This window comes from Streptomyces sp. NBC_00873 (assembly GCF_045207415.1).
Classification (GTDB): domain Bacteria; phylum Actinomycetota; class Actinomycetes; order Streptomycetales; family Streptomycetaceae; genus Streptomyces.
On sequence record NZ_CP108803.1, the window covers coordinates 3,174,050 to 3,199,820 of the forward strand.

Sequence of the window (25,771 nt, forward strand, 5' to 3'; positions counted from 1 at the left end):
GACCCCCAGGAATCTTCTGCAATTTCTGCACGGCCCAACCGGGCCGCTGGTCTTGCTCTGTATCTGTTGCTGCGCTCGTCAGCCGGCCATGCGACGGGTCGCCTCTTCGAGGCGCTCCGCGATGGTGCCGTTGATGACCTCGTCACCGACCCGCACCGCGATCCCGCCGAGGACCGTGGGGTCCACATCGAGATTCAGGTGCATCGGACGGCCGTAGATCTTCGCCAGTGCGGCGCCGAGGCGCTGCTTCTGCTGATCGCTCAGCAGCACTGCCGAGGTGACCACGGCGACCATGCGGTCCCGGCGCTCCGCGGCAAGCTTGGAGAGGGACTCGAGTCCCGCTTCCAGGCTACGTCCCCGGGGCTGGGTCACAAGCCGCACGACGAGGCGCTCGGTGGTGGGCCGTGCCTTGCCGCCGAGCAGGCTGCGCAGCAGCTCGCTCTTGGCGGCGACGGACGCGGACCGGCTGGTGAGCGCGGCGCGCAGCTCCTTGTCGGAGGCGACGATCCGGCCGAACCGGAACAGCTCGTCCTCGACGTCGTCGAGGTCTCCGCTGCGCTGGGCGGCGGTGAGGTCTGCGGTGCTCGCCAGTTCCTCGACCGAGTCGACCAGGTCACGCGACTGCGACCAGCGCGAGCGGACCATGCCGGAGATCAGGTCGACGGTCTCGCCGCCCACCTGACCGCGCAGCAGTCGTCCGGCCAGCTCGGCCTTTGCCTCGCCGACCTGCGACGGGTCGGTCAGGACCCGTCGCAGCGATACCTCGCGCTGGAGCAGCGCCGTTACGGCGGCCAGCTCCTCGGCGAGCTTCGCCGCGTCGACCGACGTGTTGTCGGTCAGCGCGTCGAGACGCTCACGTGCGGCAGCCAGTGCCTCGCGGCTCGCGCCGTTCATCGGACAGCCTCGGCCTTCGCCTCGAGCTCGTCGAGGAAACGGTCGACGGTGCCGCTCTGCCGGGCGTGGTCCTCGAGGGACTCACCGACGAGCTTGCCGGCCAGGTCGGTGGCGAGCTTGCCCACGTCCTGACGCAGCGCGGAAGCCGCAGCCTTGCGGTCGGCCTCGATCTGGGCGTGACCGGCAGCGATGATCTCCTCGCGCTGCCGCTGGCCTTCCGCCCGCATCTCCTGCAGGATCACGACGCCCTGCTCCTGCGCCTCCTGGCGCAGACGAGCGGCTTCGTGGCGGGCCTCGGCGAGCTGAGCCTTGTACTGCTCAAGCACGCTCTGGGCCTCGGTCTGGGCCGCATCGGCCTTTTCGATACCGCCTTCGATGGCCTCGCGGCGCTCGTCCAGAACCTTGTTGATGTTCGGGAGGAGCTTCTTGGCGAGGAAGCCGAAGACGATGACAAAGGCGATGAAGCCAATGACGAGCTCAGGGATCGGCGGGACGAGCGGGTTTTCCGGTCCTTCCGCCGCGAGCTGAACCAGAGGGTTCACGTCAGTGCCTTCCGTCGAATGGGCTGTTCGCGACCGGTCAGGAGGTCGGGTAGACGAACGGCATGACCAGACCGATCAGGGCGAGCGCCTCACAGAAGGCGAAGCCGAGAATCTGGTTGGCGCGGATCAGACCGGCAGCCTCGGGCTGACGGGCGAGCGCCTGGGTGCCGTTACCGAAGATGATGCCGACGCCGACGCCGGGGCCGATCGCGGCGAGGCCGTAACCGATGGAGCCGAGGTTGCCCTTGATTTCGACGCTGGTGGCGGCGAGGGTCTGGAGAGCAGACATGCCGGTTCTTCCTTCTCTTTCTTGGTCCGGTGGGGGTTGGCCACCGGGTGCTTCGGGAGGGGGTGCTCAGTGGCCCTTGGCGAGAGCGCCCTGGATGTAGCTGCAGGTCAGCAGAACGAACACATACGCCTGGACAGCCTGGATGAAGAGCTCGAAGGCGGTCATCACGATGACCATCACGAACGAGACACCTGCGTAGGCGATGCCGATGCCGTTGAGCATGTACCAGCTGGCGATCGTGAAGAGCAGCAGCAGAGTGTGGCCCGCGAACATGTTGGCAAAGAGCCGGACGGCGTGCGTGAACGGCCTGACGAGCAGGTTCGAGAAGAGCTCGATGGTCATCGAGAGCGGCAGGACCCCGCCGAGCGTCTTGTCGTAGCCCGTGAAGTTCTTGAAGGCTCCGACGAAACCGTGCTTCTTGAAGGTCAGGCCGACCCACAGGACGTACACGATCGCGGCGAGCGCGGCCGGGTACGCGATGATCGCCGTCACGGGGAACTGGGCGACCGGAATGATGGACCAGAGGTTCATCATCCAGACGAAGAAGAACAGGGAGACCACGAGCGGGACGTACTTCTCGCCCTCGCGCTTGCCGATCGTCTCGTAGACGACGCCTCGGCGGACGAAGTCGTAGCCGGCCTCGGCCACCATCTGCAGCTTGCCCGGGACGATCTTCGGCCTGGCGAAAGCAGCCCAGAAGAAGCCGACGATGATGATCGAGCCGAGCAGCGCCAGCAGCATCGTCTTGTTGAAGTACAAGTTGCTGTCCCCGTTGCCCCAGAGGGGCTCGAACAGGAACGAGTGCAGGCCGGGAGCCGGGAAACCACAACCGTTGTTCTGGAAGATGTGGCAATCGGTCTCGAAGGCGAGCACCTGTGTCGGGTCAGCACTCACCGCGGGCTCCTTCAGCGTGGCGCATAGGTACGGCAACCTCGTTGTGTCGGCGCGGCGCACAGCCGCGGTTCGGCACTGGACTGGTGTAACGGATGTGTGGGCGGCAGTCAGGCATTGAGCCTCGCGATCGAGCAGGCGTCAGCTCACATGCCCGCGCCCGCAGTGCCGCAGTTGGAACCGGACGATAGCAGGGTCGTGAACCCGCACTTATCCCGCCCCTACCCTTCACGACTTCGACCCCGTGTCCGTGGGCTTGTCACCCTTGTCGGACTCGGGTTCGACGTAAAGGATCTTGGCCTTCATGTGTGCGCGCGCCTGTGCGGCGATCCACACGAGCGTGGTCGCGACCAGCGTGATCGCAAAGGCCTTCGGATTGAACATCGTGGTGTTCTTGAAGGCCGCGACGAAGATGAACAGCAGCAGGAGCTGTGCCGTGTAGAGCATCAGCCCCATTGCCTGGAACAGCTGCGGGAAGGACTTGGCGGTCCGTTGCAGGACCACGAGTCCGACCCCCATGAAGAGAATCACCAGGACCGTCGCGACGACCGCACCCAGGGCTCCCTTGCCGCCGGCTACGCCACCACTGATCGCGGCGGCAACAGCACCGGCGACGGCGGTGGGTACGGCGGTCTGGAGGAGAGTCCGGACGTCGTTGGACGGCATGGCGGCAGCTCCGCTTGCAGGGGGTGGGCAGTGTGTCGTCATGGACGAGCGTAGGCCCGGTCCGAGTCGATGCCTCGGGCCGATGGACCGTCTCACCGGGGTCCTTCGGCTGTGTCATCGGGCTTAGTGAACGGTATCACAAACTATTTGATGAGGTCTTTACTAAGAAAGTGTGCTTGCTGTCACACATGAGAGTTACTCCGCGCGTGTGAGCAAGACAACTCGACATCTTGTCTGATATTGCCCCTTGGCGCCCGAATCGTCAGCGGGCGGAATCAGCCTTACGACGTTCCGAAGAACGCGCACGGGGTCCGATCGCAGTCGCTCCGTTGACGCCGGAGACACCGACGACAACGCGTGCCCGCTCCTGCGGCTCGGGCTCGTCGTCCTGCCCCATCTGCGGTTCCCGGTCATCCTGTTGTGCCTGGTGCGCGGTTGAGGACGCGGCTCCGGAGCCCTTGCCCCGCTGGTCCCAGCGGCGGTAGCGGGGCGGCACGAAGCGCTCCGCCCAGCGCGGGGCGCGCGGTGTGAAGCGGGGCATCAGCAGCAGCACCAGACCCACCGCGCTCAGCCCCATGACCACCAGCACGATCCACAGCGACGCCGAGTGCACGGAGTAGCCCACCGCCCCGAAGGCGATCAGGGCCGACCAGAAGTACATGATCAGCACGGCCCTGCTGTGCGAATGGCCGATCTCCAGCAGCCGGTGGTGCAGATGGCCGCGGTCCGCGGCGAACGGCGACTGGCCGTTCCAGGTGCGCCGGACGATCGCCAGGACCAGGTCCGCGGCCGGGATCGCGATGATCGTCAGCGGCAGCAGCAGCGGAATGAAGACCGGCAGCATCGCGTGCGTGGCCTCTCGCTCACTGCCCGCGAAGAGCTTCATCGCGTCCGGGTCGACCTGCCCCGTGACGGAAATCGCACCGGCGGCCAGCACGAGACCGATCAGCATCGAGCCGGAGTCACCCATGAAGATCCGGGCGGGATGCATGTTGTGCGGCAGGAAGCCGAGGCACATGCCCATCAGGATCGCTGTGAAGAGCGTCGCGGGGGCGGCCGCCTCGATCATGTGTCCGTACCAGAGCCGGTACGTGTAGAGGAAGAACGCGGCCGAGGCGATGCACACCATGCCGGCCGCCAGGCCGTCCAGGCCGTCGACGAAGTTGACCGCGTTGATCGTGATGACGACCAGCGCGACGGTGAGCAGCGTGCCCTGCCACTGGGTGAGCGCGACCGTGCCGATGCCGGGGATCGGCAGCCACAGGATCGTCAGCCCCTGGATGACCATGACCGCGGCGGCGATCATCTGCCCGCCGAGCTTGATCAGCGCATCGATCTCGAACTTGTCGTCGAGGACGCCGATCAGCCAGATCAGCGCGGCACCGGAGAGCAGCGCCCGCGGTTCGCTGGACAGCTGGAACACACTGTCGAGATTGTGCAGATGGGCCGCGACGATCAGTCCGGCGCACAGCCCGCCGAACATGGCGATGCCACCGAGCCTCGGTGTCGGTTCTCGGTGGACGTCACGCGCACGGATCGCGGGCATCGCCCCGACCGCGATGGCGAACTTCCGCACCGGGCCGGTGAGCAGATAGGTCACCGCGGCCGTGACACAGAGCGTCAGCAAGTAATCACGCACGGGCTGCCCCACAGATATCGCCGGCCATCTCAGCCCACACCTTAACTACGTCGGCCTCATGTTTGAGGACACGGAGGTACGGGTGATGGTTGCATGGACCGCGTCTACCCCGGATAGGGAGGATATTTCCCGGCCAGTTCCCTCACCTCGGCGCGGACGTCGCCTTCGTCACGTACCGCAGCCCCGAAGAGCACCGCGAGCCGTGCCATGTCGGTGACGTTCATGCCCTGGGTGGTGACCGCGGCAGTGCCGAGCCTGATGCCCCGGGCGTCCCCGTAAGGCAGCGCGCAGGTGTCCAGCACCATGCCCGCCGCCGCGAGCCGTTCGCGGGCGGTGCGGCCGTCGACGCCCAGTGGCGCCGGGTCCGCGACGATCAGGTGGGTGTCCGTGCCGCCGGTGGTCACCTCGAACCCCTCGGCCTCCAGACCGGCCGCCAGAACCCGGGCGTGTGCCACCACCTGATGGGCGTATGCGGCGAACGCCGGTGTTGCCGCCTCGCCGAACGCGACCGCCTTCGCCGCGACCGTGTGCATCTGCGCGCCGCCCTGGGTGAACGGGAAGACCGCCCGGTCGATCCGCTCGGCCAGCTCCGATCCGCACAGGATCATGCCGCCGCGCGGACCGCGCAGCACCTTGTGCGTGGTGGCGCACACCACGTCGGCGTACGGGACGGGACTGGGCGCCGCTCCCCCGGCGATCAGCCCCATCGGGTGCGCGGCGTCGGCGATCAGATACGCGCCGACCTCGTCGGCGATCTCGCGGAACGTCTCGTAGTCGGGATGGCGGGGGTACGAGATCGAGCCGCTGACGATCGCCTTGGGCCGGTGTGCCCGGGCCAGGGTGCGCACCTGCTCGTAGTCGATCAGGCCGCTCTCCGAGTCGACCCCGTACCCGACGAACTCGAACCATCGGCCGGAGAAGTTGGCGGGCGAGCCATGGGTCAGATGTCCGCCGTACGGGAGTCCCATCGCGAGCACCGTGTCGCCGGGGCGCAGCAGGGCCGCGTACGCCGCCAGGACGGCCGAGGAGCCGGAGTGCGACTGAACGTTCGCATGCTCGGCGCCGAAGAGCGCAGTGGCCCGCTGGACGGCGATGAGTTCGGCGGCGTCGGCCAGCTCGCAGCCGCCGTGATGGCGGGCGCCGGGGTAGCCCTCGGCGTACTTGTTGGCGAGCGGCGAGCCGAGGGCGGCGAGTACCGCGGGCGAGGTGAAGTTCTCGGCGGCGATCAGCTGCAGCGTGCTCGACTGCCGGTGCAGCTCCCCCAGCAGCACGTCGGCGATTTCCGGGTCTCCCCGGAGCAGGGCGCCGAAGTCCTGCGGCAGGGCGGTGACCGGGGCGGAGGAGGGTGAGGCGGGAGTGGTGACCGACATCTGACGGCTCCGGGCCTGGGGAGGGGGATGCGTTGGCGTCGGATCCAATGTAGGACGGTACGCGTGCGCCCGCCCGCTGCCCGGGCGCGTCAGTGCGGGGCCGGTACGCCCGTCAGTGCGGTGACCACCGGGTCGAGTGCCTGGTTGATCTCGTCGCCGATGGAACGGAAGAACGTGATCGGGGCGCCGTACGGGTCGTAGACCTCGTCCGCCTCGGCAGTGGGGGCCAGCAGCCAGCCGCGCAGCGCGGCGGCCGCATGGACCAGCGCACGGGCGCGTTCGACGACGCCCTCGTCGCGCGGGTCGGGCAGCGTCGCGGGGTCTATGGCCCGGACCAGCCGGGTGAATTCCTTGAGCGTGAACGTCCTCAGGCCGGCCGAGTGACCCATCGAAATCACCTGGGCGCGGTGGTCCCGGGTGGCGGTCAGGACGAGGTCGGCGCGGATCACGTGCTCGTCGAGGAGCTCGCGGCCGACGAAGCCGGTGGCATCGGCGCCGAAGTCGGCGAGGACGATCTCGGCGTTGGCCTCCATCGGGGCGCCTTCGTGCCCCCAGGTGCCCGCGCTCTCCACGATCAGGCCGCCGCTGAGCGAGTCGCCGAGCCGGTCCACCAGGGCATGGCGGGTCAGCCGCTCGGTGATCGGCGAGCGGCAGACGTTGCCGGTGCTGACGTGGAGGATGCGGAAGGTGTCGGTCCGCCCCGCTATGCCACGCCCCTCAGGGGCGGTCAATTGGCCACCTCGAGGTCGGGTACCACCTTGCGGAGTTCCTCGACGGAGAGGGCTCCGGCCCGCAGCAGGACCGGGACCTTGCCGGTGACGTCGACGATCGAGGACGGCACGATGCCGGGCGTCGGGCCGCCGTCGAGGTAGACGGAGACGGAGTCGCCGAGCATCTCCTGGGCGGCGTCGCAGTCCTCGGGAGCCGGGTGTCCGGTGAGGTTGGCGCTGGAGACGGCCATCGGGCCGACCTCGGTGAGCAGTTCGATGGCGACCGGGTGCAGCGGCATCCGGATGGCGACGGTGCCGCGGGTGTCGCCGAGGTCCCACTGGAGCGAGGGCTGGTGCTTGGCGACGAGCGTGAGGGCTCCCGGCCAGAAGGCGTCGACGAGCTCCCAGGCCTGCTCGGAGAAGTCCGTGACGAGGCCGTGCAGGGTGTTCGGGGAGCCGATCAGGACAGGGGTCGGCATGTTGCGGCCGCGGCCCTTGGCGTCGAGCAGGTCGGCGACGCCCTCGGAACTGAAGGCGTCGGCACCGATCCCGTACACGGTGTCGGTGGGCAGCACGACCAGTTCTCCGCGGCGGACGGCGGACGCGGCTTCACGCAGACCCGTCGTACGGTCGGTCGCGTCGTTGCAGTCGTATCGCCGTGCCATCAGCCGGCCTCCTCAAGCATGTACGGGTATGGCGGGTACGGGTCGTGCGGGTGCGGGGCGCCGGTCACGGCATGGCCTTGCGGGCCGTCGCGAACCGGGGCCGTCGGTTCAGATCGGGGTGGTCGGCCGCGTCGGCCCAGCCCCGCTCCTCGGTGAAGATCCACGGCACCTGGCCGCCCTGGGTGTCGGCGTGCTCGATGACGACGAGGCCACCGGGGCGCAGCAGGCGGTGCGCGGTGCGTTCAAGGCCGCGGATGGTGTCGAGGCCGTCCTCGCCGGAGAAGAGCGCCATCTCCGGATCGTGGTCACGGGCCTCGGGTGCCACGTACTCCCACTCGGTGAGCGGGATGTACGGCGGGTTGGAGATGACCAGGTCGACCTGGCCGTCGAGCTCGGGAAGGGCCGTCAGAGCGTCTCCGCGGTGCACGGTGACCCGAGACCCCTCGGCGTTCTTCCGCGTCCATCTGAGGGCGTCCTCGGAGAGTTCCACGGCGTGCACGCGCGAGCGCGGCACCTCCTGGGCCATGGCGAGGGCGATGGCGCCCGATCCCGTGCACAGGTCGACGATCAGCGGCTCGACGACGTCCATCGCGCGGACGGCGTCTATCGCCCAGCCGACGACCGACTCGGTCTCCGGGCGGGGCACGAAGACGCCGGGGCCGACCTGGAGCTCCAGGTAGCGGAAGAAGGCGCGGCCGGTGATGTGCTGGAGCGGTTCGCGGGCCTCGCGGCGGGCGATGGTCTCCCAGTACCGGGCGTCGAAGTCCTCGTCCGGCACCTGGTGCAGCTCGCCCCGCTTGACGCCGTGCACAAACGCGGCGAGTTCCTCCGCGTCGAATCGCGGCGAGGGTACACCGGCGTCGGCCAGCCGCTGGGTGGCCTGGGCCACCTCGGCGAGCAGCAGGTTCATCGCGGTTCTCCGTACGGGTTTACGGGCGGGGCGGGCGTTCTTATGCGGCGGCGAGCTTGGCGGCGGAGTCGGCGTCGACACAGGCCTGGATCACGGCGTCCAGCTCCCCGTCGAGCACCTGGTCCAAGTTGTACGCCTTGAAGCCGACGCGGTGGTCCGAGATCCGGTTTTCCGGGAAGTTGTACGTACGGATCTTTTCGGAACGGTCGACGGTACGCACCTGGCTGCGCCGGACGTCCGAGGCTTCCTGCTCGGCCGCTTCCTGGGCCGCGGCAAGCAGTCGCGAACGCAGGATACGCATCGCCTGCTCCTTGTTCTGGAGCTGGCTCTTCTCGTTCTGGCAGGAGGCGACGACACCGGTCGGCAGGTGCGTGATGCGGACGGCGGAGTCCGTGGTGTTGACGGACTGGCCGCCGGGGCCCGAGGACCGGTAGACGTCGATACGGAGATCGTTGGCGTGGATCTCGACGTCGACCTCCTCCGCCTCGGGCGTGACGAGCACACCGGCGGCGGAGGTGTGGATACGGCCCTGCGACTCGGTGGACGGCACGCGCTGCACGCGGTGCACCCCGCCCTCGTACTTCAGCCGGGCCCACACGCCCTGGCCGGGCTCGGTGGCACCGTTGCCGCCCTTGGTCTTCACGGCGACCTGGACGTCCTTGTAGCCGCCGAGCTCGGACTCGGTGGAGTCGATGATCTCGGTCTTCCAGCCGATGCGCTCGGCGTACCGCAGATACATGCGCAGCAGATCGCCGGCGAAGAGGGCGGACTCGTCGCCGCCCGCGCCCGCCTTGATCTCCAGGAGCACGTCCTTGTCGTCACTGGGGTCGCGCGGGACCAGGAGGAGGCGGAGCTTCTCGGTGAGCTCCTCGCGCTGCTTCTCCAGGTCCTTGACCTCGGCGGCGAACTCGGGGTCGTCCGCGGCGAGCTCGCGGGCGGTTTCGATGTCGTCACCGGTCTGCTTCCAGGAGCAGTACGCACCGACGATCGGGGTCAGCTCGGCGTAGCGCTTGTTGAGCTTGCGCGCGTTGGCCTGGTCGGCGTGGACCGCGGGATCCGCGAGCTTCTTCTCGAGATCGGCCTGTTCGCCGATCAGTTCCTCGACCGCCTCGAACATCGGGGGCTCCTGGGGGTGGGGTATCCCCTGCTCATTAAGAGCTTGGGGAAGTTACTCGTTATGCCTGCTGAACGGCGTCGTGCTGTCCGGGCGGGGTGCGGGGAGACCCCGTACACCCGGCCGGAAAAAAACGCCGGCCTCGGCGCCCCCGGGAAGAGGGCGCCAAGGACCGGCGCAAGAGCTCGCTACTTGCTGGCGGAGCCTGCAGCCTTGCCGAAGCGGGCCTCGAAGCGGGCCACACGGCCACCGGTGTCGAGGATCTTCTGCTTGCCCGTGTAGAACGGGTGGCACTCGGAGCAGACGTCGGCGCGGATGTTGCCGCCGTCGATGGTGCTCCGGGTGGTGAACGACGCGCCGCAGGTGCAGCTGACCTGCGTCTCGACGTACTCGGGGTGGATGTCGCGCTTCAAGGGTGTCTCCTAGGTTCGGGAGGGCGCCGGGTCGTACGCGCGGATTTGCGCATCCGTGAACCGGGGCCGACGTACCAGTCTGCCAGGACCGGCCGTATCTCCCAAAACCGGGGGCGGGCCGCAACTATTCCCGACCGTTCGGGAACACATCGTGCCTGTCCTGTTACTGAGGCCGACCGGCAATTGGGGGGTGGGTGAAGGAGCGGGGCTGGGGTGCGTGCATCGCAAGGCGGAGGATTGAGCCATGGCGGAGCCATGGTGATTGACGACAACGCCGCGAGGTGCGTGCCCCAGCCCCGTGACGCCGCCCCCCAATTGCCGGTCGGCCTGGTGTGACGGAGGTCTGACGGAGGTCTACCGGACGACCTTGCCGGCCACGCCCTTGTCGCCCGCCGACTTCTCGGTGGCGGAGGCCGGGATCGGCTTGTCGTGCTTGAGGGCGGTCCACACCTGCTGCGCGGACTTCTCCAACGGTATGACGCGGTTCGGGTCGGCCGGGTCGTACTGCACGGGCATCGTCACCATGGTGACGTTCTTCGAGCCGAGCCCCTTGAGACCGGTGGCGAAGCCGGTGAGTTTCTCGACCGAACCCAGGTCGGAGTCGGTGGTGACGGCCTTCGTCGCCGTGTCCGCGAGGTCGAACAGGGTCTTCGGGTTCGAGAACACCCCGACGCTCTTCGCCTGTTCCATCAGCGCCTTGACGAACGCCTGCTGGAGCTGGATGCGGCCGAGGTCGCTGCCGTCGCCGACGCTCTTGCGGGTGCGGACCAGGCCGAGCGACTGCTCCCCGTCGAGGGTGTGGGTGCCGGGCTGCAGATGCAGATGGCTCTTGGAGTCGTCGATCGCCTGCGTGGTGGTGATCTTGACGCCGCCGAGCTGGTCGATGAGCTTCTTGAAGCCGGTGAAATCGACCTCGACGTAGTGGTCCATGCGGATACCGGACATCGACTCGACGGTCTTGACCGCGCAGGCCGGTCCGCCGACCTCGTACGCCGTGTTGAACATCGCGCGCTGCTGGCCCGCGACCGTCTTACCGGTGGTGTCGCTCGTACAGTCCGGGCGGGTGACGAGGGTGTCGCGCGGGATGGAGACGACACTTGCCGTCTTGTGGCCCTTGTTGACGTGCACGACCATCGCGGTGTCCGAGCGGGCGGTGCCTTCGTCCACGCCGTACGCGGAGTTCGCTCCGGAGCGGGAGTCGGAGCCGAGGACGAGGATGTCCTGCGAGCCGTTGTCGACGTCGGCGGGGCGGTTCTTGCCGAGCGCGGCGTTGATGTCGACGGCCTTGAGATTGCCGTTGAGCTTCACATACGCGTATCCCAGCCCCGCACCGCCGACGACGACCACACCGGCCGCGGTCCAGGCAGCTATGACCGTGGCCCTGCGGCGGCGGGACGGCTTCCTCCGGCGCTTGCCGGTCGCGCGTATTCGGGTGCTGCTCCCGCTCTGCCGGGTCATCCGTCTCCCTCGATCCTCGCTTGCTCCCGGCTACCCCTTGCTGTGGTGTTCGGGCACTGGTTGTGTCGCTTTGTCGCTACTTCGTACGACGGCGTGACTCGGAGAAGGGTTGCACAGCGACCTGTGCTGCCCGCGTGCGGACGGACCCCGCACGCAGCGCCGGTGAACAGCCAATGATCCCGCGCCCACCTGCGGTTTCTTGCCTGCTGCAGCCAATTCGGGCGCGGGGGCGGAACGGTCGCCGTGTGGCGAAGGTCTCGGATCGGGCGGTTCGAGCGAAACACCGGAAAAAGGGCCGACCCCGTCACCGAGGTGGCGGGGTCGGCCCTTTTGACGACCGGCGGTCCAGGACTGCCGGGACGGTACGAGCTCAGTCGTTGCCGTTGCCCGGGGCGGGCGTCGTCTTCTGGATCTGGAGCAGGAACTCCGCGTTGGACTGGGTCTTCTTCATCCGGTCCAGGAGCAGCTCGATCGCCTGCTGCTGGTCGAGCGCGTGGAGCACTCGGCGCAGCTTCCAGACAATCGCCAACTCGTCGCTGCCGAGGAGGATTTCTTCCTTACGGGTGCTGGACGCGTCGACGTCCACCGCCGGGAAGATGCGCTTGTCCGAGAGCTTCCGGTCGAGCTTGAGCTCCATGTTGCCGGTGCCCTTGAACTCCTCGAAGATCACCTCGTCCATGCGCGATCCGGTCTCGACGAGCGCGGTGGCCAGGATGGTCAGCGAGCCGCCGTCCTCGATGTTGCGCGCGGCACCGAAGAAGCGCTTCGGCGGGTACAGCGCGGTCGAGTCGACACCACCGGACAGGATGCGGCCGGATGCCGGGGCCGCGAGGTTGTACGCGCGGCCGAGGCGGGTGATCGAGTCCAGCAGGACGACCACGTCGTGACCCAGCTCGACGAGACGCTTGGCGCGCTCGATGGCCAGCTCGGCGACGGTGGTGTGGTCCTCGGCGGGACGGTCGAAGGTCGAGGAGATGACCTCGCCCTTCACCGACCGCTGCATGTCGGTGACCTCTTCCGGACGCTCGTCGACCAGGACGACCATCAGGTGGCACTCGGGGCTGTTGACGGTGATCGCGTTGGCGATCGCCTGCAGGATCATGGTCTTGCCGGTCTTCGGCGGGGCCACGATCAGGCCTCGCTGGCCCTTGCCGATGGGAGCGACCAGGTCGATGATCCGCGTCGTCAGGACGTTGGAGTCGGTCTCCAGACGGAGCCGGTCCTGCGGGTAGAGCGGGGTCAGCTTCTGGAACTCCGGGCGGCCGCGGCCGGATTCGGGCGCCATTCCGTTGACGGAGTCGAGGCGGACGAGCGCGTTGAACTTCTCGCGGCGCTCGCCGTCCTTGGGCTGGCGCACCGCACCCGTGACGTGGTCACCCTTGCGCAGACCGTTCTTGCGGACCTGGGCGAGCGAGACGTACACGTCGTTCGGGCCCGGCAGGTAGCCGGAGGTCCGGATGAACGCGTAGTTGTCGAGGATGTCCAGGATGCCCGCGACAGGGATCAGGACGTCGTCGTCGGTGACCGGCGGTGCGTCGCTCGCGAAGTCGTCGCGGCCACGACGGCCACGGCGGTCGCGGTAGCGGCCACGGCGGCCGCGACGGCCACCTGCCTCGTCGTCGTAACCGTCGTCCTGCGGGCCGCCGCCACCCTGCTGGCCCTGGCCCTGGCCCTGGCTCTGCCCCTGGCCCTGGCCCTGGCGCTGCTGGCGCTGGCCGCCCTGCTGAGCCTGGCCACCGCCCTGCTCGTCGCCCTTGCCACGGCGGTCGCGCTGCCGGTCACGGCGGTCGCCGCGGTCGCCACGCTCACCGCGCTGACCACGGTCGCCCCGGTCGCCACGGCGGCCCTCGGCGGTGTCCACAGCGGCTTCGGCCTTCGCCTCGGAGCGGTCCTCGCTCTTCGGCTCGGCCGGCGTCTCCACCTGGGCCTCGGCCTTGGGCTCCGCCTTGGTTTCCGGGCTGCCCGCCTGCGCGGTCGCACGGCGCCGACGGCGCTCGCCCGCCGGCTGGTCGTCACTGGCCGGCTGGCCGGGAATGTCGATCTGCTGCTGAGCCGTGGCCTTCTCGGCGGGCGCGGCGGCGGCCTCGTCCCCGGCGCGCGACTTGGAGGTGGCGCGCCGCTTGGGCTTGGTCTCGGCGGGCGCGGCAGCGGCCTTGGGCGCAGCACTGCCGGCCTGCGCCTCCTTGATGACCTCGATCAGCTGGCTCTTGCGCATCCGCGCAGTGCCCTTGATGCCGAGGCCGGACGCGACCTGCTGCAGCTCGGCCAGGACCATGCCATCGAGGCCGGTGCCGGAGCGGCGGCGCCGTGCGGTGGTGCCAGTGGCAGCACCTTCGGCGGGCGCGGCGCTGTCGACAGTCTTGTCGGCAGTCACGCCCATCAGATCGGTGGTGTCGCTCACGAAGGGTCCTTCCCTGGAGCGGACGTCGGCCTTCTGGCTCGGCGACCGGTTGTGCTGTCCGACTGCGGTCTTTTGATCTTGCGGACCGTGCCGGGGCGGTGGTCCGCCGGGTACGGCGGAGAGATGAATGTGCAAGGGTCCGGCGCGAGCATCCCCCTGCTCGGCCCACTCCTGGACAAGCGAGGGGTGTCGTGCCGGTTCCGGAGCGTGCTCGAAACTGCTCAGGCAGGCTGCTCAGGCAGTTGGGGAGGCTCTCGGAAGAAATGGTGGCCCCGGAAAGGGACACGAAGCAACGCGCCACGTAGACGTCGGTTGCAGACTTGAGGTTAACACTACCGGCTCCAACAAACATTCCCCCTCTCGCTCACCGGCAATCACTTCTCGCTACGGGGCGAGCGGCAGCACACTCGCGCCCGAGGCGTCGAGAGTGAGCCGGTTGGCCGCCCATCCCTCGCCCGCCAGCCGTGCGACCTTGTCGGCCGCACCGTCCTCGGCCAGCGCGAGCACGGTCGGCCCGGCACCGGAGATGACTGCAGGGACGCCGTCGGCGCGCAGTCGGTTGACAAGTTCCACGCTTTCCGGCATCGCCGGGGCACGGTATTCCTGGTGCAGTCGGTCCTCGGTCGCGGCGAGCAGCAGCTCCGGGCGCCGGGTCATGGCCTCGACGAGGAGCGCCGCACGGCCTGCGTTGAACGCGGCGTCGACGTGCGGGACGGTGCGTGGCAGCAGTCCGCGGGCGGTCTCGGTGAGCACCGGCTTGCCGGGGACGAAAACCACCGGAACGATGGAATCAGAGGGATCCATCCTGATCGCCCGGGCGGATCCGCCGTCCATCCAGGCCAGCGTGAAGCCGCCGAGGAGGCATGCGGCGACGTTGTCGGGGTGGCCCTCGATCTCGGTGGCGAGCTCCAGCAGGGCCGCGTCGTCGAGCCGGGCGTCGCCGCCGATGGTCACGGCGCGGGCCGCGACGATGCCGGCACAGATGGCGGCGGAGGAGGAGCCGAGGCCGCGCCCGTGCGGGATGCGGTTGGCGCAGACGATCTCCAGACCGCGGGGCTGTCCGCCGAGCAGGTCGAACGCGGTGCGCAGGGAGCGTACGAGGAGGTGACTCTCGTCACGAGGCAGGGTGTCGGCACCCTCGCCGGCGATGTCGATGTGCAGGCCGGAGTCGGCGACGCGGACGACGACGTCGTCGTAGAGCCCCAGCGACAGGCCGAGGGCGTCAAAACCCGGGCCCAGGTTGGCGCTGGTAGCGGGGACGCGCACCCGGACGGCGGCGGCTCGGAAGGCGGGACCGGCCATCGCTTCGACGACTCTCCTTGTGAGGCAGCGGGGATGTGTTGCGGCGGGGATTGTGGCGGTGGATCTTTCGTAAGCCTGTGGAGAACCCGATGGCCACGACGGCAACACCGCGACAGGTGCTGCGTGGCGGGTTGGGTACAGCTTATCGAAGGAAGGTTCTGTCGCGACATAGGGCGCACAGGAGGCGCACGATGCGTGTCGCACACCTCCCATGCGCTCTCCGCCCCGGAAAGGGGCGGTTGAGCTGCTGCTGTTCGGGTTACGCGAGCCCCAGCTTCTCCGCCGCGGTGGCCGCGTCGACCGGTACGGTGACCGGCTGCGGGGCACCGGCGACGGCCCAGTCGGGATCCTTCAGGCCGTTGCCGGTGACCGTACAGACGATCTTCTGGCCCGGGTCGACCTTGCCCTCTTCGGCGGCCTTGAGCAGACCGGCGACCGACGCGGCCGAGGCGGGCTCGACAAAGACGCCCTCCTGGGAGGCCAACAACCGGTAGGCGGCCAGGATCTGACGGTCCGTGACCTCGTCGATGAAACCGCCCGACTCGTCCCGCGCGGCCAGCGCGTACTGCCAGGAGGCCGGGTTGCCGATCCGGATCGCGGTGGCGATGGTCGACGGGTCCTTGACGACCTCGCCGCGGACGATGGGCGCGGAGCCGGAGGCCTGGAAGCCCCACATGCGCGGCTTGTGCGTGGACATCGCGTCCGCCGCGTACTCCGTGTAACCCTTCCAGTACGCGGTGATGTTGCCCGCGTTGCCGACCGGCAGGACGTGGATGTCCGGGGCGTCGCCGAGCGCGTCGACGATCTCGAACGCCGCGGTCTTCTGGCCCTCGATCCGGACCGGGTTGACCGAATTGACCAGAGCCACCGGGTAGTTGTCCGAGAGCGAGCGGGCCAGCGTCAGGCAGTCGTCGAAGTTGCCGTCGACCTGCAGGATCTTGGCGCCGTGGACGAGCGCCTGGCCCATCTTGCCGAGCGCGATCTTGCCCTGCGGCACGAGGACGGCGCAGACCATGCCGGCCCGCACCGCGTACGCCGCGGCGGAGGCGGAGGTGTTGCCGGTGGAGGCGCAGATGACGGCCTGCGCGCCCTCCTCCTTGGCCCGGGTGATCGCCATCGTCATCCCGCGGTCCTTGAAGGACCCGGTGGGGTTGGCGCCCTCCACCTTGAGGTGCACCTCGCAGCCCGTACGCTCGGAGAGGACCTGAGCGGGAACGAGCGGCGTACCACCCTCACGAAGCGTGACGACCGGCGTCGTGCTCGTGACCGGAAGACGGTCCCGGTACTCCTCGATGATGCCGCGCCACTGGTGGGTGCCCTTGGTGGTCATGGGTCCTTACTCCCCTTCAACACGCATGATGCTGGCGACACCGCGCACGGTGTCGAGCTTGCGCAGCGCCTCGACGGTCGCCGAGAGGGCGGCGTCGGGCGCGCGGTGGGTGACGACGACGAGGGATGCCTCGCCGCCTCCGACCGCCCGTCGCCCGCCGCCACCCTGCTCGATGGCGACTTCGTCGCCGCTGCCTGAATTTCGGCCTTGCTGGCGGACCGTATCGATGGATACGCCCTGTTCGGCGAAGACCGTCGCGACCTGGGCGAGTACGCCAGGCTTGTCGGCCACGTCGAGGCTGATGTGGTACCGCGTGACGACCTCACCCATGGGGCTGACCGGCAGACGCGTGTACGCGGATTCTCCGGGGCCGGTGGCCTCGCCGAGCTTGTTGCGGCAGACCGCGACCAGGTCGCCGAGGACCGCGGAGGCGGTCGGCGAGCCACCGGCGCCGGGGCCGTAGAACATCAGCTGCCCGGCGGCCTCCGCCTCGACGAAGACCGCGTTGTACGCCTCACGGACGGAGGCCAGCGGGTGGCTGAGCGGGATCATCGCGGGGTGCACGCGCGCGGTGACGGACTGCCCGTCGGCGGCCCGCTCGCAGATGGCGAGGAGCTTGACGGTGCAGCCCATGCGGCGGGCCGAGGCGATGTCGGCGGCGGTGACCTCGGTGATGCCCTCGCGGTGCACCTCACCGATCTTCACCCGGGTGTGGAAGGCGATCCCGGCAAGGATCGCGGCCTTGGCGGCGGCGTCGAAGCCTTCGACGTCGGCGGTCGGGTCGGCCTCGGCGTACCCGAGGGCGGTGGCCTCGTCGAGCGCCTCGGAGTAGCCGGCCCCGCTGGTGTCCATCTTGTCGAGGATGAAGTTGGTCGTGCCGTTGACGATGCCGAGCACCCGGTTGACCTTGTCGCCGGCGAGGGACTCGCGCAGCGGCCGTACGAGCGGAATGGCACCGGCGACGGCCGCCTCGTAGTAGAGGTCCCGGCCGTGCTGCTCGGCGGCGGCGTGCAGTGCGGCGCCGTCCTCGGCGAGCAGCGCCTTGTTTGCGGAGACGACGCTCGCGCCGTGCTCGAAGGCGGTGGTGATGAGCGTGCGGGCGGGCTCGACGCCGCCGATGACCTCGATGACGACGTCGATGTCTCCCCGTTTGACCAGGGCGGTCGCATCGGTGGTGATGAGTGCGGGGTCGATGCCCTCGCGCACCTTGGAAGGACGGCGGACGGCGACACCGGCGAGCTCCACGGGCGCGCCGATGCGCGCGGCGAGGTCGTCGGCGTGCGTCGTCATGATGCGCGCCACCTCTGAGCCGACCACTCCACAGCCCAGCAGCGCCACCTTCAGCGGACGCGTACGCATCATCCGACCTCGTTTCTCATACATGCTCATGTGTGGACCAGTCTCACTCACCGGACGGGAGTTTCTGCCACCCGTCCGGATCCTGAGACATCTATTTCATCAGCCGACATCGAGACGCAGGAGATCTTCCTCCGTCTCGCGCCGGACGATCACGCGCGCCTCTCCGTCGCGCACGGCGACGACGGGCGGGCGCAGCGCGTGGTTGTAGTTGCTCGCCATGGAGCGGCAGTAGGCGCCGGTGGCGGGCACGGCGATCAGGTCGCCGGGCGCGAGGTCGGACGGCAGGAACGCGTCCTTGACCACGATGTCGCCGCTCTCGCAGTGCTTGCCGACGACGCGGACGAGCATCGGCTCGGCGTCGGAGCGGCGGGAGACGAGCGCGACGGAGTACTCGGCGTCGTACAGCGCGGTGCGGATGTTGTCCGACATGCCGCCGTCGACACTGACGTACGTACGGAGGCCTTCGAGGTGCTTGATCGTGCCGACCTCGTACAGCGTGAACGCGGTGGGTCCGACGATGGCGCGCCCCGGCTCGACGGAGATCCGCGGGGTGGCGAGCCCGGCCGCCTCGCACTCGCGGGTCACGATGTCGCCGAGCGCCTTGGCGATCTCGTGCGGCTCGCGCGGGTCGTCGTCGGAGGTGTACGCGATGCCGAGACCACCGCCGAGGTCGATCTCCGGCAGTTCGATGCCGTGCTCGTCGCGCACCTCGGCGAGGAGCTGGACCACACGTCGGGCGGAGACCTCGAAGCCGGCCATGTCGAAGATCTGCGAGCCGATGTGCGAGTGGATGCCGATGAGTTCGAGCCCGTCGAGGGTGAGCGCCCGACGGACCGCCTCGGCGGCCTCTCCCCCGGCCAGCGCGATGCCGAACTTCTGGTCCTCGTGCGCGGTGGCGATGAACTCGTGGGTGTGCGCCTCGACGCCGACGGTCACCCGGATCTGTACGCGCTGCCGCTTGCCGAGCCGCTGCGCGACGTGCGAGACCCGGACGATCTCCTGGAACGAGTCGAGCACGATCCGCCCGACTCCGGCCTCGATGGCGCGCTCGATCTCGGCGACGGTCTTGTTGTTGCCGTGGAAGGCGATGCGTTCGGCGGGCATCCCGGCGTCGAGCGCGATGGTCAGCTCACCACCGGAGCAGACGTCGAGGTTGAGCCCCTCCTCCTGGATCCAGCGCACGACGGCCCGCGACAGGAACGCCTTTCCGGCGTAGAAGACATCGGCGTCCCGCCCGAAGGCGTCGGCCCAGGCGCGGCAACGGGCGCGGAAGTCGCTCTCGTCGAGGAAGTAGGCGGGCGTCCCGAATTCCTCGGCAAGCCGGGTCACTTCGATCCCGCCGACGGCGACGACGCCGTCGTCGTTGCGGGAGACGGTGCGGGCCCAGACCTTCTCGTCGAGGACGTTGAGGTCGGCGGGCGGGGCTGCGTAGTGGCCCTCGGTCAGGACGTCGGCGTGACGGGGACCGGCGGGGTGTGCGGATCGGCTCATGGTGTTGCTCTGCTCTCTCAGGTCTCTCAGAGGACTTCGGGTGCGCTGATGCCGAGCAGGGACAGGCCGCCTGCGAGCACCGTCCCGGCAGCTTCGGCAACGGCCAGCCGGGAGCGGTGGGCGGCCGAGGGTTTCTCGTCACCCATGGGCAGCGGCGGGCAGGCGTCGTGGAAGTCGAAGAAGGCGTGCGCCATCTCTTCGAGCTGCCGGGCGAGCCGGTCGGGCGCGCGGTGACGGGCGGCGGCGGCGAGAGCCTGGGGGTAGTCGGCCAGCGTACGCAGCAGCGCGGGGGCGTCGACGTCTTCGTCGTACGTCCCGGTGAATCCGAGAAGGGCTGCGCCGCGGGTGAGGGCGCAGACCCGGGAGTGGGCGTAACGGACCAGGAAGAGCGGGTTGCCGTTGCCCTGGACGAGCAGCTCCGCGCCGAGCGGGGCGTGGTCGTGCCCGGCCGGCCGTAGCAGTCCCCACCGGGTGGCGTCGGGACCGAGCCGCCGCAGCAGCTCCCCCGCGCCGGCACCGGCGGGAACGGGCCGGACGGCGGTGATGGGAGCCTGCGGCCCGGAAACGGAGCGGACGGCGCTGACCGGGGCGTGCGGCTCCCCCGGCCCTTCGACGCTCACACCCAGCCGCGCCCACTCCGGGTCGGGCGCCGCGTCGCAGCCGGTACGCACCGCCACGCCCTGCGTACGCGCGATCGCGCCGACCGCGTGGGCGATGACCGCGGCCCGGACCTCGCGGGCGTGGCGGAGCCGCAGAGCATCCCCGGCGAGCGCGTCCCCGTGCCCGTACCGGGCCCCTCGCGCCAGCACCTCGCGTACGAGTTCCTCGCGCGCCCGGACATCGGCCGACGCGTCGAGGGTGAAGCTCAGGAACCCGGGCCCGGTGACGTCGACCCGCCCGATCCCGGGCGCACCGGCGACCCGGTCCCGCAGGATCTCGGCCACTTCCCTGGCCGGACGCGCGGCGGGCCCGGCCAGCTGCAGTGCGACGGCACAGGCGTAGTCCCCGGTCCCGCCGGGCCTGGTCCTCTCCACCCGCACGCGCGCGGGCACGGGCGCGCGCAGGACGTCCTCGTCGACCGCGCGGCGCACGGCGTGCAGCACGGTCCTGGAGAGATCGGCGGGGGTCACGGGACAAGCGTATGGGAGGGAGGGGGGCCTTTCGCGACCCGGTTTCGCCATGCGGTCAGCCCGCGGCGCTCTCCGCCCTCCCGGCACGGTGTCTGCCGTCGATCGACGGCGGGGCCTCCCTGTTCGCCAACTCTCGTACGAGCCGCACCAGCTCGCTCGGCTCGAAGGGCTTCGCCAGGAAGGCGTCGACCCGGGCGGCGACGCCATTGTCCACGTCGTACTGCGTACCGGCGCTGATGATCGCGACAGGCAGATGGCTGGTCCGGGGATCGGAACGGAGCCGGGTGGCGGTCTGCAGACCGTCGAGCCGGGGCATGACGACATCAAGGGTGATCACATCCGGACAGACCTGATGCACCAGATCCAGACACTCGACACCATCGGCCGCGGTCACGACCTCGAAGCCCTCAAGCTCAAGATTGACCCTGATCAACTGCCGGATGACCTTGTTGTCGTCGACAACAAGCACGCGACCACACGCCCCTGACACACTCAGAGGGTAGGCCGGGCGTAGGGGCTGCGTCCGGGTTTTGCCCACTTCCGACCCCGGACGGGTGGCGGGCGGACGGCACATGGCCGACACGGCGGCCCGGCGGACGGTCGCGCGACCGGGCCGGCGGCGCGGGGCACGGCGCCGCGGGGGCGCGGGGGCGACGCGCGACGGCGGCCGCACGGAAATACCTGTTCACGGACACCCGCCAGAAGCTGGTAGTGTTTCATTCGTCGCCAAGCAATATGGCGACACGCCCCCGTAGCTCAGGGGATAGAGCATCGGCCTCCGGAGCCGGGTGCGCAGGTTCGAATCCTGCCGGGGGCACTTCCGGATAGACCCTCTGATCGGCGGACACGCTGAGCAGAGGGTCTTTTTCATGCCGTTGGACGCTTCCGGACCGGCGGCCGTTGCACTTTACGTTCCGGAACCGCGCGACCGGCCCTGACCTGCGGCTTTCCCGAGGCGAAGCGCTGTCAGCCGGCCGTCCCACGTCGCCCTGCACTGTGGGACACATGCGGGACGCGAGCAACACCCCTTTCCGCCCTGGCACTTGACACTCCGCGCATGCTCTCCGAATACGGCCCCGCAACAAGCCTCGGCCGGGGGCTGCCCCGAGGCGAAGCGGAGCGCTACCGGTTGGCCACCGCACGGCGCCCCGCGTTACGGGACATGCGTGGGACGCGAGCGCGCATTGATACGGGCGGGAGCGATCCCTTTTCCAGCTCCGCCGAACATCGGGAGGATCGCAGGTAGGATGGATGGCATGAGCGAGCCTACCGGTAAGTACTCGATCACCATGCCCCGCGACATCGCCGAAGCCGCCAAGGCCCGCAGTGGCCCGTCGGGGCTGTCCGCCTACGTGGCCGCCGCCGTCGCCCGCCAGATCGAGCGCGACAACCTCAACGAACTCATCCAGGTCGCCGAGGCCGAACACGGACCCATCACCGAGGACGAGATCCAGTGCCTCCGCGACCAGCTCCTCCAGGCGCGCCGGCAGCAGGCCCACAACGAGGCGAACGCGGCGTGACACGCTCCCCCGCCACCCCGGGCGGCACGCTCGTCCTCGACAGCGAAGGGCTGGCCAAGGCCGTGCTGCGCAATCGCGCAGTCACGGCCTGGCTCGCCCTTGCCCGCACCGACGACCTGCGCGTGATCACGTCCGCCGCCACCTTGGCGGAAGTGACCCACCCCCGCATCAACCGTCCAGCCCTGGAGTGGACCCTTTCCCGCCTCGTCATCGAACCGATCACAGAGTCGATCGCACGCCACGCTTCCACCCTCCTCGCCGACGCCGGCCTGCACGGCCACAAGTACGCCATCGACGCCATGCTCGGCGCCACCGCTCTTGCCGCACCCGGCCCTGTCACCGTGCTCACCTCCGCCCCGGAAGACCTCACCGCGCTGTGCGGCAACCGAATCACCGCCATCAAGATCTGACACTTCAATTTCAGGGCATTCAGCACATGCGCACGTCGCGGGATATACGTGGGACGAGACGCTTGACGACTCGTCAGTTAAGCCTTTGGCCTGCGGAACCGCGTGAGACATCCACGGCCTCCGGAGCCGGGTGCGCAGGTTCGAATCCTGCCGGGGGCACTCGCCTCCGCAGCATAACTACAGGTCAGTGCGCTTTTTGGGGCAGCCCAGCAGCTGAGGGCCAGTCAGGTTTCCCTGGCCCCCCTCGGCTCTGTTCCGCTTTTGTGCAGGTTGGGGCTGGTCTGGGTTCCTGCGCTGATTGGTGCACCCCGGGGGTACCCGGGAGAAGTGCCGGTCCCTCAGCCGCCGACGAGGGCGACGAGCTTGATGAAGACCAGGCCGGGATCAACGGTGAGATCAATGACTTCGTCCAGGTCCTCGACCTGGCGGTCGCCGGCCAGCACGAAGAACCCGTTGGCCAGGAAGGCGCGCTCGGCGATCTCGGCCTGGCGCTCCCAGTCGATGCGGCGGGGCTCGCGGAGACGGTAGCCGTTCAGCTCCGCCTCGGCGTCGTCGGGGCGGACGAGCCCGTTGAAGCGATCGCTCGGGCGGGCGTTGTGGCGGGCGACCTCCTCGCGGACCCGGAGCCTGATCAGCTCCCGTACGGTCATCCGTTCCGGCAGCCCGGCGACCTCCCACTCGGTGACCGGCTTGCCCGTCGCGGTCTCGTCCCGGAACGTCACGGTGGCCATCAGGCACCTCGCTTGATCTGCATGAGGATGGTCTCGTCGGTGATCTTGGTGTCGGCGGCGAGCAGAAACGCCTTGCTGAGGACCAGGGAGAGCCGTTCGTCCTCGAAGGGCAGGAAAACCTTGCCGTCGGCCTTGCCGCGCGACGGGACGATGCACAGGTAGGCGTCGTCCGGTTCCATCAGGATGTTGGCCGAGCCCAGATGGATCTTGTACGTGCCCAGGTCCCCGCGGACCACCAGGAAGCGGCCGTCGAGCGAGCACCGGCCGGCGATCTTCAGGCGCGGCAGGATCCGCTCCAGCGCCTCGCGGCGGACCTCGGCGCTCGCCGTCAGCGCACCGAACGTGGCCGTCCGCCAGTACACGGCATAGCGGTCCTCGCCCCGGTCGGTCCAGTCGGGATCGGCGGCGATCGAGGTCACGCCCACGAACAGATCGACGTCCCGCATCGCCTCGCTGAACACCGGCGGGGGCACCTCCGCCAGCGGAACCTCCCGCCAGCGCCGGCCGTCCCGCCGCTCGAAGCGGACCTGGTCCGTCGCGGCGTGCTCGGGCGCGTAGCTGCCGTCGTCGTCCGCGGCGGGCTCGTGGTGGAGGCAGGCCCGCCACTCGCCGTCGCCGAACTCGGCCCGCGCCTTCCCGTCGTAGCCGCCGTCGTGCCGGCCGAGGAAGTTGGCCTGCCAGCCTCGTTCCTTGAACAGCGCGTAGAGCTGTCGGTAGTGGACGATGTGGGCGGCGAACCGGTTGGAGTAGACGCCGGTCTCCTCCTCCGCCGGGGTGAGCAGGTAGATCTCCCGGAAGGCCTGTTTGAACGGCTGCCGCAGCCGCTCGGCGACGAGCCACTCCCGCCACGCCCTGATGTCGTCCGTCGACGCCCGGATCGGATGCCACAACCGGACGCGCTCGGGGTCGCCTGGCGATTCCGTCATCGGTGCCACCGCGCGCCATACGCCGTCCTCCGCGTCCTGGAACTCCCAGATCAGGCCGCGGACGAGGACCCCGGTGACCGGATGGTCGCGGTAGTAGCGGCACCACTCGTCGTACGGCCACTCGCGCCCGGCCGACATCAGCGCCTCGACGCGGGCCCGCTCACCCGACAGTGTCCCCCTCACCTCCTTGGCCAGGGCCTTCAACTCCTGGAGCTCGTCCGGGAAACCGTCCTTCACTGCCGCCGGAGCCGTGCGGGACGTCCCCCCGTCGGGGCGCGTGAAGGTGAGCCGCACGGTCGCCGCTTCCTCGATCGCCACCCGTACCCGGTGTCCGCCCAACTCCCGTTCCAGCGAACCGTCCGGCGCCAGGCCGTGGTCCGGCACGCTGCGCTCGATGAGCTGCTCCGCCGTGATGCCCTGCTTCCCGGCTGCCGTCACCAGCGCGGTGTCGAGCTGCTTGCGCAGCGCCCGGTGCTTGATCCGGGACTGCAGCCGCCACAGGGCCTCCAGAGAGGCCGCATCGCCGGTCTCGGCCAGCGCGTTGATCGCCGCGCCCGCGAGCTTGAGATCCTCGATCACGCCGGTTCCGGGGCCGCCGGTCCTCAGAGCAAGCGCGCCGAGGTGCTGCACCGCGGCCGGGCCGCCGGTCAGCGCGGCCGCCCAGACGACGCCGCGCGCCAGGTCGCCGTCGTTCTGGTGGACGACGTAGTGGTAGCGGTAATCGCCGTGGAGCCAGCCGGTGTGCGCACCGCTTCCCCTGCTGCACAGCGGATCGTCCCCGGCCAGCGCCCGCAGGACGTCGGCCACGATGTCCCGCGCCGACGCCGCGTCCGCGAGTTCGAGGCACGTCCGCCGCCACCTCTGCGCGGGACGCGGCCCCGACAGACTCGCCAAGTGCCGTACAAAGCACGCCAGTTCCGACGTCGGAGAGGTCTTCGCACGGTCGCTCAGCGGGGAGGCCCAGGGAGCGTCGGCGGGGATCAGTCCCTCGGGGATGTGCGCCTCGTCCACGCTCGCGAGCAGCGCGCGGAGGCGCTGGGCGAGCGACGCGCGCAGGCGCGCCTCGACAGTGGCGTCCATGAGCTTCGTGTGTGCATGCCGCAGCCAGGGCATGACCGCACGGCGGCCGTCGGTGTCGAGCCGATCGGCGGCGTTCAGCACCAGCCCCAGCGAATTGGCGAACCAGAAGCCCATGTCGTACTCGGTGGCGCGGAGCAGCATCACCGCGACCTCGTCGGGCTTCCAGCCGCGTACCCGCGAGATCAGGGGCCCGATCTCGGCGTCGTACTGCCACAAGCTCGTGTCGTCGAAGCAGGCGGCCAGCATGAGGCACAGGACCGCGGCCCTGCCCTCCTCATCCGCGCATGCCGCGAGCCGCCCGTCGATCTCGGCCTGGGTCGCCGCGCCCGCCGCCCTGGATCGCCGGTGCTCGTGCCCCATGGACCGCCGGAACTCGGTCCGCTGACGTTCCAGGAGGTCGACGAGCCAGCGGACGCGGTCGAGCGCGGCGGACCTCACGTCGTCGAGCGAGTCGTTCCTACGGGATTCGGCCACCAAGGCGTCGTACAGCATGGCGGGATGATGGCAGAGAGGACTGACAATGCGATCAA

At 69.5% G+C, this 25,771-nt stretch carries 24 protein-coding genes and 1 tRNA gene; 3 read left to right on the plus strand and 22 right to left on the minus strand.

Translation table 11 applies throughout. The annotated features are described in order from the left end of the window. Positions 1–78 precede the first annotated feature (78 nt). The 20 genes from OH809_RS14160 to OH809_RS14255 all read right to left on the minus strand — a co-directional run bounded on the left by OH809_RS14160 (position 79) and on the right by OH809_RS14255 (position 21,064). On the minus strand, positions 79–894 hold the full coding sequence (locus tag OH809_RS14160; RefSeq protein WP_406515174.1) for a F0F1 ATP synthase subunit delta: 816 nt from the start codon (positions 892–894) through the stop codon (positions 79–81). Beyond that, positions 891–1,436, minus strand: a complete 546-nt coding sequence (locus OH809_RS14165) for a F0F1 ATP synthase subunit B (RefSeq protein ID WP_406515175.1) — start codon at positions 1,434–1,436, stop codon at positions 891–893. The genes OH809_RS14160 and OH809_RS14165 overlap by 4 nt, the downstream gene beginning before the upstream one ends. Positions 1,437–1,473: 37 nt before the next feature. Beyond that, positions 1,474–1,725 carry an ATP synthase subunit C gene (locus OH809_RS14170; RefSeq protein WP_037689279.1) on the minus strand — a complete coding sequence of 84 codons (252 nt, stop codon included), beginning with the start codon at positions 1,723–1,725 and terminating at the stop codon, positions 1,474–1,476. A gap of 66 nt (positions 1,726–1,791) precedes the next feature. Next, positions 1,792–2,619: a F0F1 ATP synthase subunit A gene (atpB, locus tag OH809_RS14175; protein WP_406515176.1), complete on the minus strand. Its 828-nt coding sequence runs from the start codon at positions 2,617–2,619 to the stop codon at positions 1,792–1,794. A gap of 225 nt (positions 2,620–2,844) precedes the next feature. Further along, positions 2,845–3,282, minus strand: coding sequence for a hypothetical protein (locus OH809_RS14180; protein ID WP_406422070.1), 438 nt, complete (start codon positions 3,280–3,282; stop codon positions 2,845–2,847). A gap of 262 nt (positions 3,283–3,544) precedes the next feature. Then, positions 3,545–4,933 carry an MraY family glycosyltransferase gene (locus OH809_RS14185; protein ID WP_406422069.1) on the minus strand — a complete coding sequence of 463 codons (1,389 nt, stop codon included), beginning with the start codon at positions 4,931–4,933 and terminating at the stop codon, positions 3,545–3,547. Between the two features lie 92 nt (positions 4,934–5,025). After that, positions 5,026–6,291, minus strand: coding sequence for a serine hydroxymethyltransferase (gene glyA / locus OH809_RS14190; RefSeq protein WP_406422068.1), 1,266 nt, complete (start codon positions 6,289–6,291; stop codon positions 5,026–5,028). Between the two features lie 89 nt (positions 6,292–6,380). Further along, positions 6,381–7,022, minus strand: coding sequence for a protein-tyrosine-phosphatase (locus OH809_RS14195; protein ID WP_406422067.1), 642 nt, complete (start codon positions 7,020–7,022; stop codon positions 6,381–6,383). Further along, the gene (locus tag OH809_RS14200) at positions 7,019–7,666 is read right to left on the minus strand and encodes an L-threonylcarbamoyladenylate synthase (RefSeq protein ID WP_114246670.1); all 648 of its coding nucleotides are present in this window, start codon (positions 7,664–7,666) and stop codon (positions 7,019–7,021) included. The genes OH809_RS14195 and OH809_RS14200 overlap by 4 nt, the downstream gene beginning before the upstream one ends. A gap of 64 nt (positions 7,667–7,730) precedes the next feature. Further along, positions 7,731–8,576: a peptide chain release factor N(5)-glutamine methyltransferase gene (gene prmC, locus OH809_RS14205; protein WP_406422066.1), complete on the minus strand. Its 846-nt coding sequence runs from the start codon at positions 8,574–8,576 to the stop codon at positions 7,731–7,733. A gap of 40 nt (positions 8,577–8,616) precedes the next feature. After that, on the minus strand, positions 8,617–9,693 hold the full coding sequence (gene prfA / locus OH809_RS14210) for a peptide chain release factor 1 (RefSeq protein WP_406422065.1): 1,077 nt from the start codon (positions 9,691–9,693) through the stop codon (positions 8,617–8,619). Positions 9,694–9,878: 185 nt separating this feature from the next. Next, complete coding sequence (gene rpmE, locus OH809_RS14215; RefSeq protein WP_093693080.1) at positions 9,879–10,103, minus strand: 50S ribosomal protein L31; 225 nt, start codon at positions 10,101–10,103, stop codon at positions 9,879–9,881. Between the two features lie 354 nt (positions 10,104–10,457). Beyond that, positions 10,458–11,561, minus strand: a complete 1,104-nt coding sequence (locus OH809_RS14220) for an LCP family protein (protein ID WP_406515177.1) — start codon at positions 11,559–11,561, stop codon at positions 10,458–10,460. A gap of 370 nt (positions 11,562–11,931) precedes the next feature. Further along, entirely contained in the window at positions 11,932–13,962 is a 2,031-nt protein-coding gene (rho, locus tag OH809_RS14225) for a transcription termination factor Rho (protein ID WP_406422063.1), read from the minus strand. A 384-nt stretch (positions 13,963–14,346) separates the two neighbouring features. Further along, positions 14,347–15,264: a homoserine kinase gene (gene thrB, locus OH809_RS14230; protein ID WP_406515178.1), complete on the minus strand. Its 918-nt coding sequence runs from the start codon at positions 15,262–15,264 to the stop codon at positions 14,347–14,349. A 259-nt stretch (positions 15,265–15,523) separates the two neighbouring features. Further along, positions 15,524–16,594, minus strand: a complete 1,071-nt coding sequence (thrC, locus tag OH809_RS14235; protein ID WP_406422061.1) for a threonine synthase — start codon at positions 16,592–16,594, stop codon at positions 15,524–15,526. A 6-nt stretch (positions 16,595–16,600) separates the two neighbouring features. After that, a complete protein-coding gene (locus OH809_RS14240; RefSeq protein WP_406515179.1) occupies positions 16,601–17,956 on the minus strand; it encodes a homoserine dehydrogenase in 1,356 nt (451 codons plus the stop codon). A gap of 96 nt (positions 17,957–18,052) precedes the next feature. After that, complete coding sequence (gene lysA, locus OH809_RS14245) at positions 18,053–19,444, minus strand: diaminopimelate decarboxylase (RefSeq protein ID WP_406422059.1); 1,392 nt, start codon at positions 19,442–19,444, stop codon at positions 18,053–18,055. Positions 19,445–19,470: 26 nt separating this feature from the next. Further along, positions 19,471–20,574 (minus strand): ArgS-related anticodon-binding protein NrtL, encoded by a 1,104-nt coding sequence (nrtL, locus tag OH809_RS14250; protein WP_406515180.1) that lies wholly within the window; start codon positions 20,572–20,574, stop codon positions 19,471–19,473. Positions 20,575–20,629: 55 nt separating this feature from the next. Further along, positions 20,630–21,064 carry a response regulator gene (locus OH809_RS14255; protein WP_406422057.1) on the minus strand — a complete coding sequence of 145 codons (435 nt, stop codon included), beginning with the start codon at positions 21,062–21,064 and terminating at the stop codon, positions 20,630–20,632. A gap of 255 nt (positions 21,065–21,319) precedes the next feature. On the opposite strand from OH809_RS14255, the gene OH809_RS14260 reads away from it, so the two are divergent. The 3 genes from OH809_RS14260 to OH809_RS14270 all read left to right on the plus strand — a co-directional run bounded on the left by OH809_RS14260 (position 21,320) and on the right by OH809_RS14270 (position 22,504). Further along, positions 21,320–21,391: transfer RNA gene (locus tag OH809_RS14260), tRNA-Arg, on the plus strand. A 439-nt stretch (positions 21,392–21,830) separates the two neighbouring features. After that, positions 21,831–22,094 (plus strand): CopG family transcriptional regulator, encoded by a 264-nt coding sequence (locus tag OH809_RS14265; protein ID WP_406422036.1) that lies wholly within the window; start codon positions 21,831–21,833, stop codon positions 22,092–22,094. After that, on the plus strand, positions 22,091–22,504 hold the full coding sequence (locus tag OH809_RS14270; protein WP_406515181.1) for a type II toxin-antitoxin system VapC family toxin: 414 nt from the start codon (positions 22,091–22,093) through the stop codon (positions 22,502–22,504). Before OH809_RS14265 ends, OH809_RS14270 begins: the two co-directional genes overlap by 4 nt. Before the next feature lie 338 nt (positions 22,505–22,842). Here OH809_RS14270 and OH809_RS14275 read toward each other — a convergent pair whose 3' ends face one another. Both OH809_RS14275 and OH809_RS14280 read right to left on the minus strand, forming a co-directional pair. Next, positions 22,843–23,235, minus strand: coding sequence for a hypothetical protein (locus OH809_RS14275; protein ID WP_406515182.1), 393 nt, complete (start codon positions 23,233–23,235; stop codon positions 22,843–22,845). Next, complete coding sequence (locus OH809_RS14280) at positions 23,235–25,733, minus strand: DUF4132 domain-containing protein (protein ID WP_406515183.1); 2,499 nt, start codon at positions 25,731–25,733, stop codon at positions 23,235–23,237. The genes OH809_RS14275 and OH809_RS14280 overlap by 1 nt, the downstream gene beginning before the upstream one ends. Positions 25,734–25,771: the final 38 nt, after the last annotated feature.

Excerpts from the sequence above, each read along its gene's own strand:
- OH809_RS14160 (WP_406515174.1), bottom strand. The coding sequence starts at position 894 with ATGAACGGCGCGAGCCGCGAGGCACTGGCTGCCGCACGTGAGCGTCTC.
- OH809_RS14170 (WP_037689279.1), bottom strand. The coding sequence starts at position 1,725 with ATGTCTGCTCTCCAGACCCTCGCCGCCACCAGCGTCGAAATCAAGGGC.
- OH809_RS14180 (WP_406422070.1), bottom strand. The coding sequence starts at position 3,282 with ATGCCGTCCAACGACGTCCGGACTCTCCTCCAGACCGCCGTACCCACC.
- glyA (WP_406422068.1), bottom strand. The coding sequence starts at position 6,291 with ATGTCGGTCACCACTCCCGCCTCACCCTCCTCCGCCCCGGTCACCGCC.
- OH809_RS14200 (WP_114246670.1), bottom strand. The coding sequence starts at position 7,666 with ATGGCACGGCGATACGACTGCAACGACGCGACCGACCGTACGACGGGT.
- prmC (WP_406422066.1), bottom strand. The coding sequence starts at position 8,576 with ATGAACCTGCTGCTCGCCGAGGTGGCCCAGGCCACCCAGCGGCTGGCC.
- prfA (WP_406422065.1), bottom strand. The coding sequence starts at position 9,693 with ATGTTCGAGGCGGTCGAGGAACTGATCGGCGAACAGGCCGATCTCGAG.
- OH809_RS14220 (WP_406515177.1), bottom strand. The coding sequence starts at position 11,561 with ATGACCCGGCAGAGCGGGAGCAGCACCCGAATACGCGCGACCGGCAAG.
- thrB (WP_406515178.1), bottom strand. The coding sequence starts at position 15,264 with ATGGCCGGTCCCGCCTTCCGAGCCGCCGCCGTCCGGGTGCGCGTCCCC.
- thrC (WP_406422061.1), bottom strand. The coding sequence starts at position 16,594 with ATGACCACCAAGGGCACCCACCAGTGGCGCGGCATCATCGAGGAGTAC.
- OH809_RS14240 (WP_406515179.1), bottom strand. The coding sequence starts at position 17,956 with ATGATGCGTACGCGTCCGCTGAAGGTGGCGCTGCTGGGCTGTGGAGTG.
- lysA (WP_406422059.1), bottom strand. The coding sequence starts at position 19,444 with ATGAGCCGATCCGCACACCCCGCCGGTCCCCGTCACGCCGACGTCCTG.
- OH809_RS14265 (WP_406422036.1), top strand. The coding sequence starts at position 21,831 with ATGAGCGAGCCTACCGGTAAGTACTCGATCACCATGCCCCGCGACATC.
- OH809_RS14275 (WP_406515182.1), bottom strand. The coding sequence starts at position 23,235 with ATGGCCACCGTGACGTTCCGGGACGAGACCGCGACGGGCAAGCCGGTC.
- OH809_RS14280 (WP_406515183.1), bottom strand. The coding sequence starts at position 25,733 with ATGCTGTACGACGCCTTGGTGGCCGAATCCCGTAGGAACGACTCGCTC.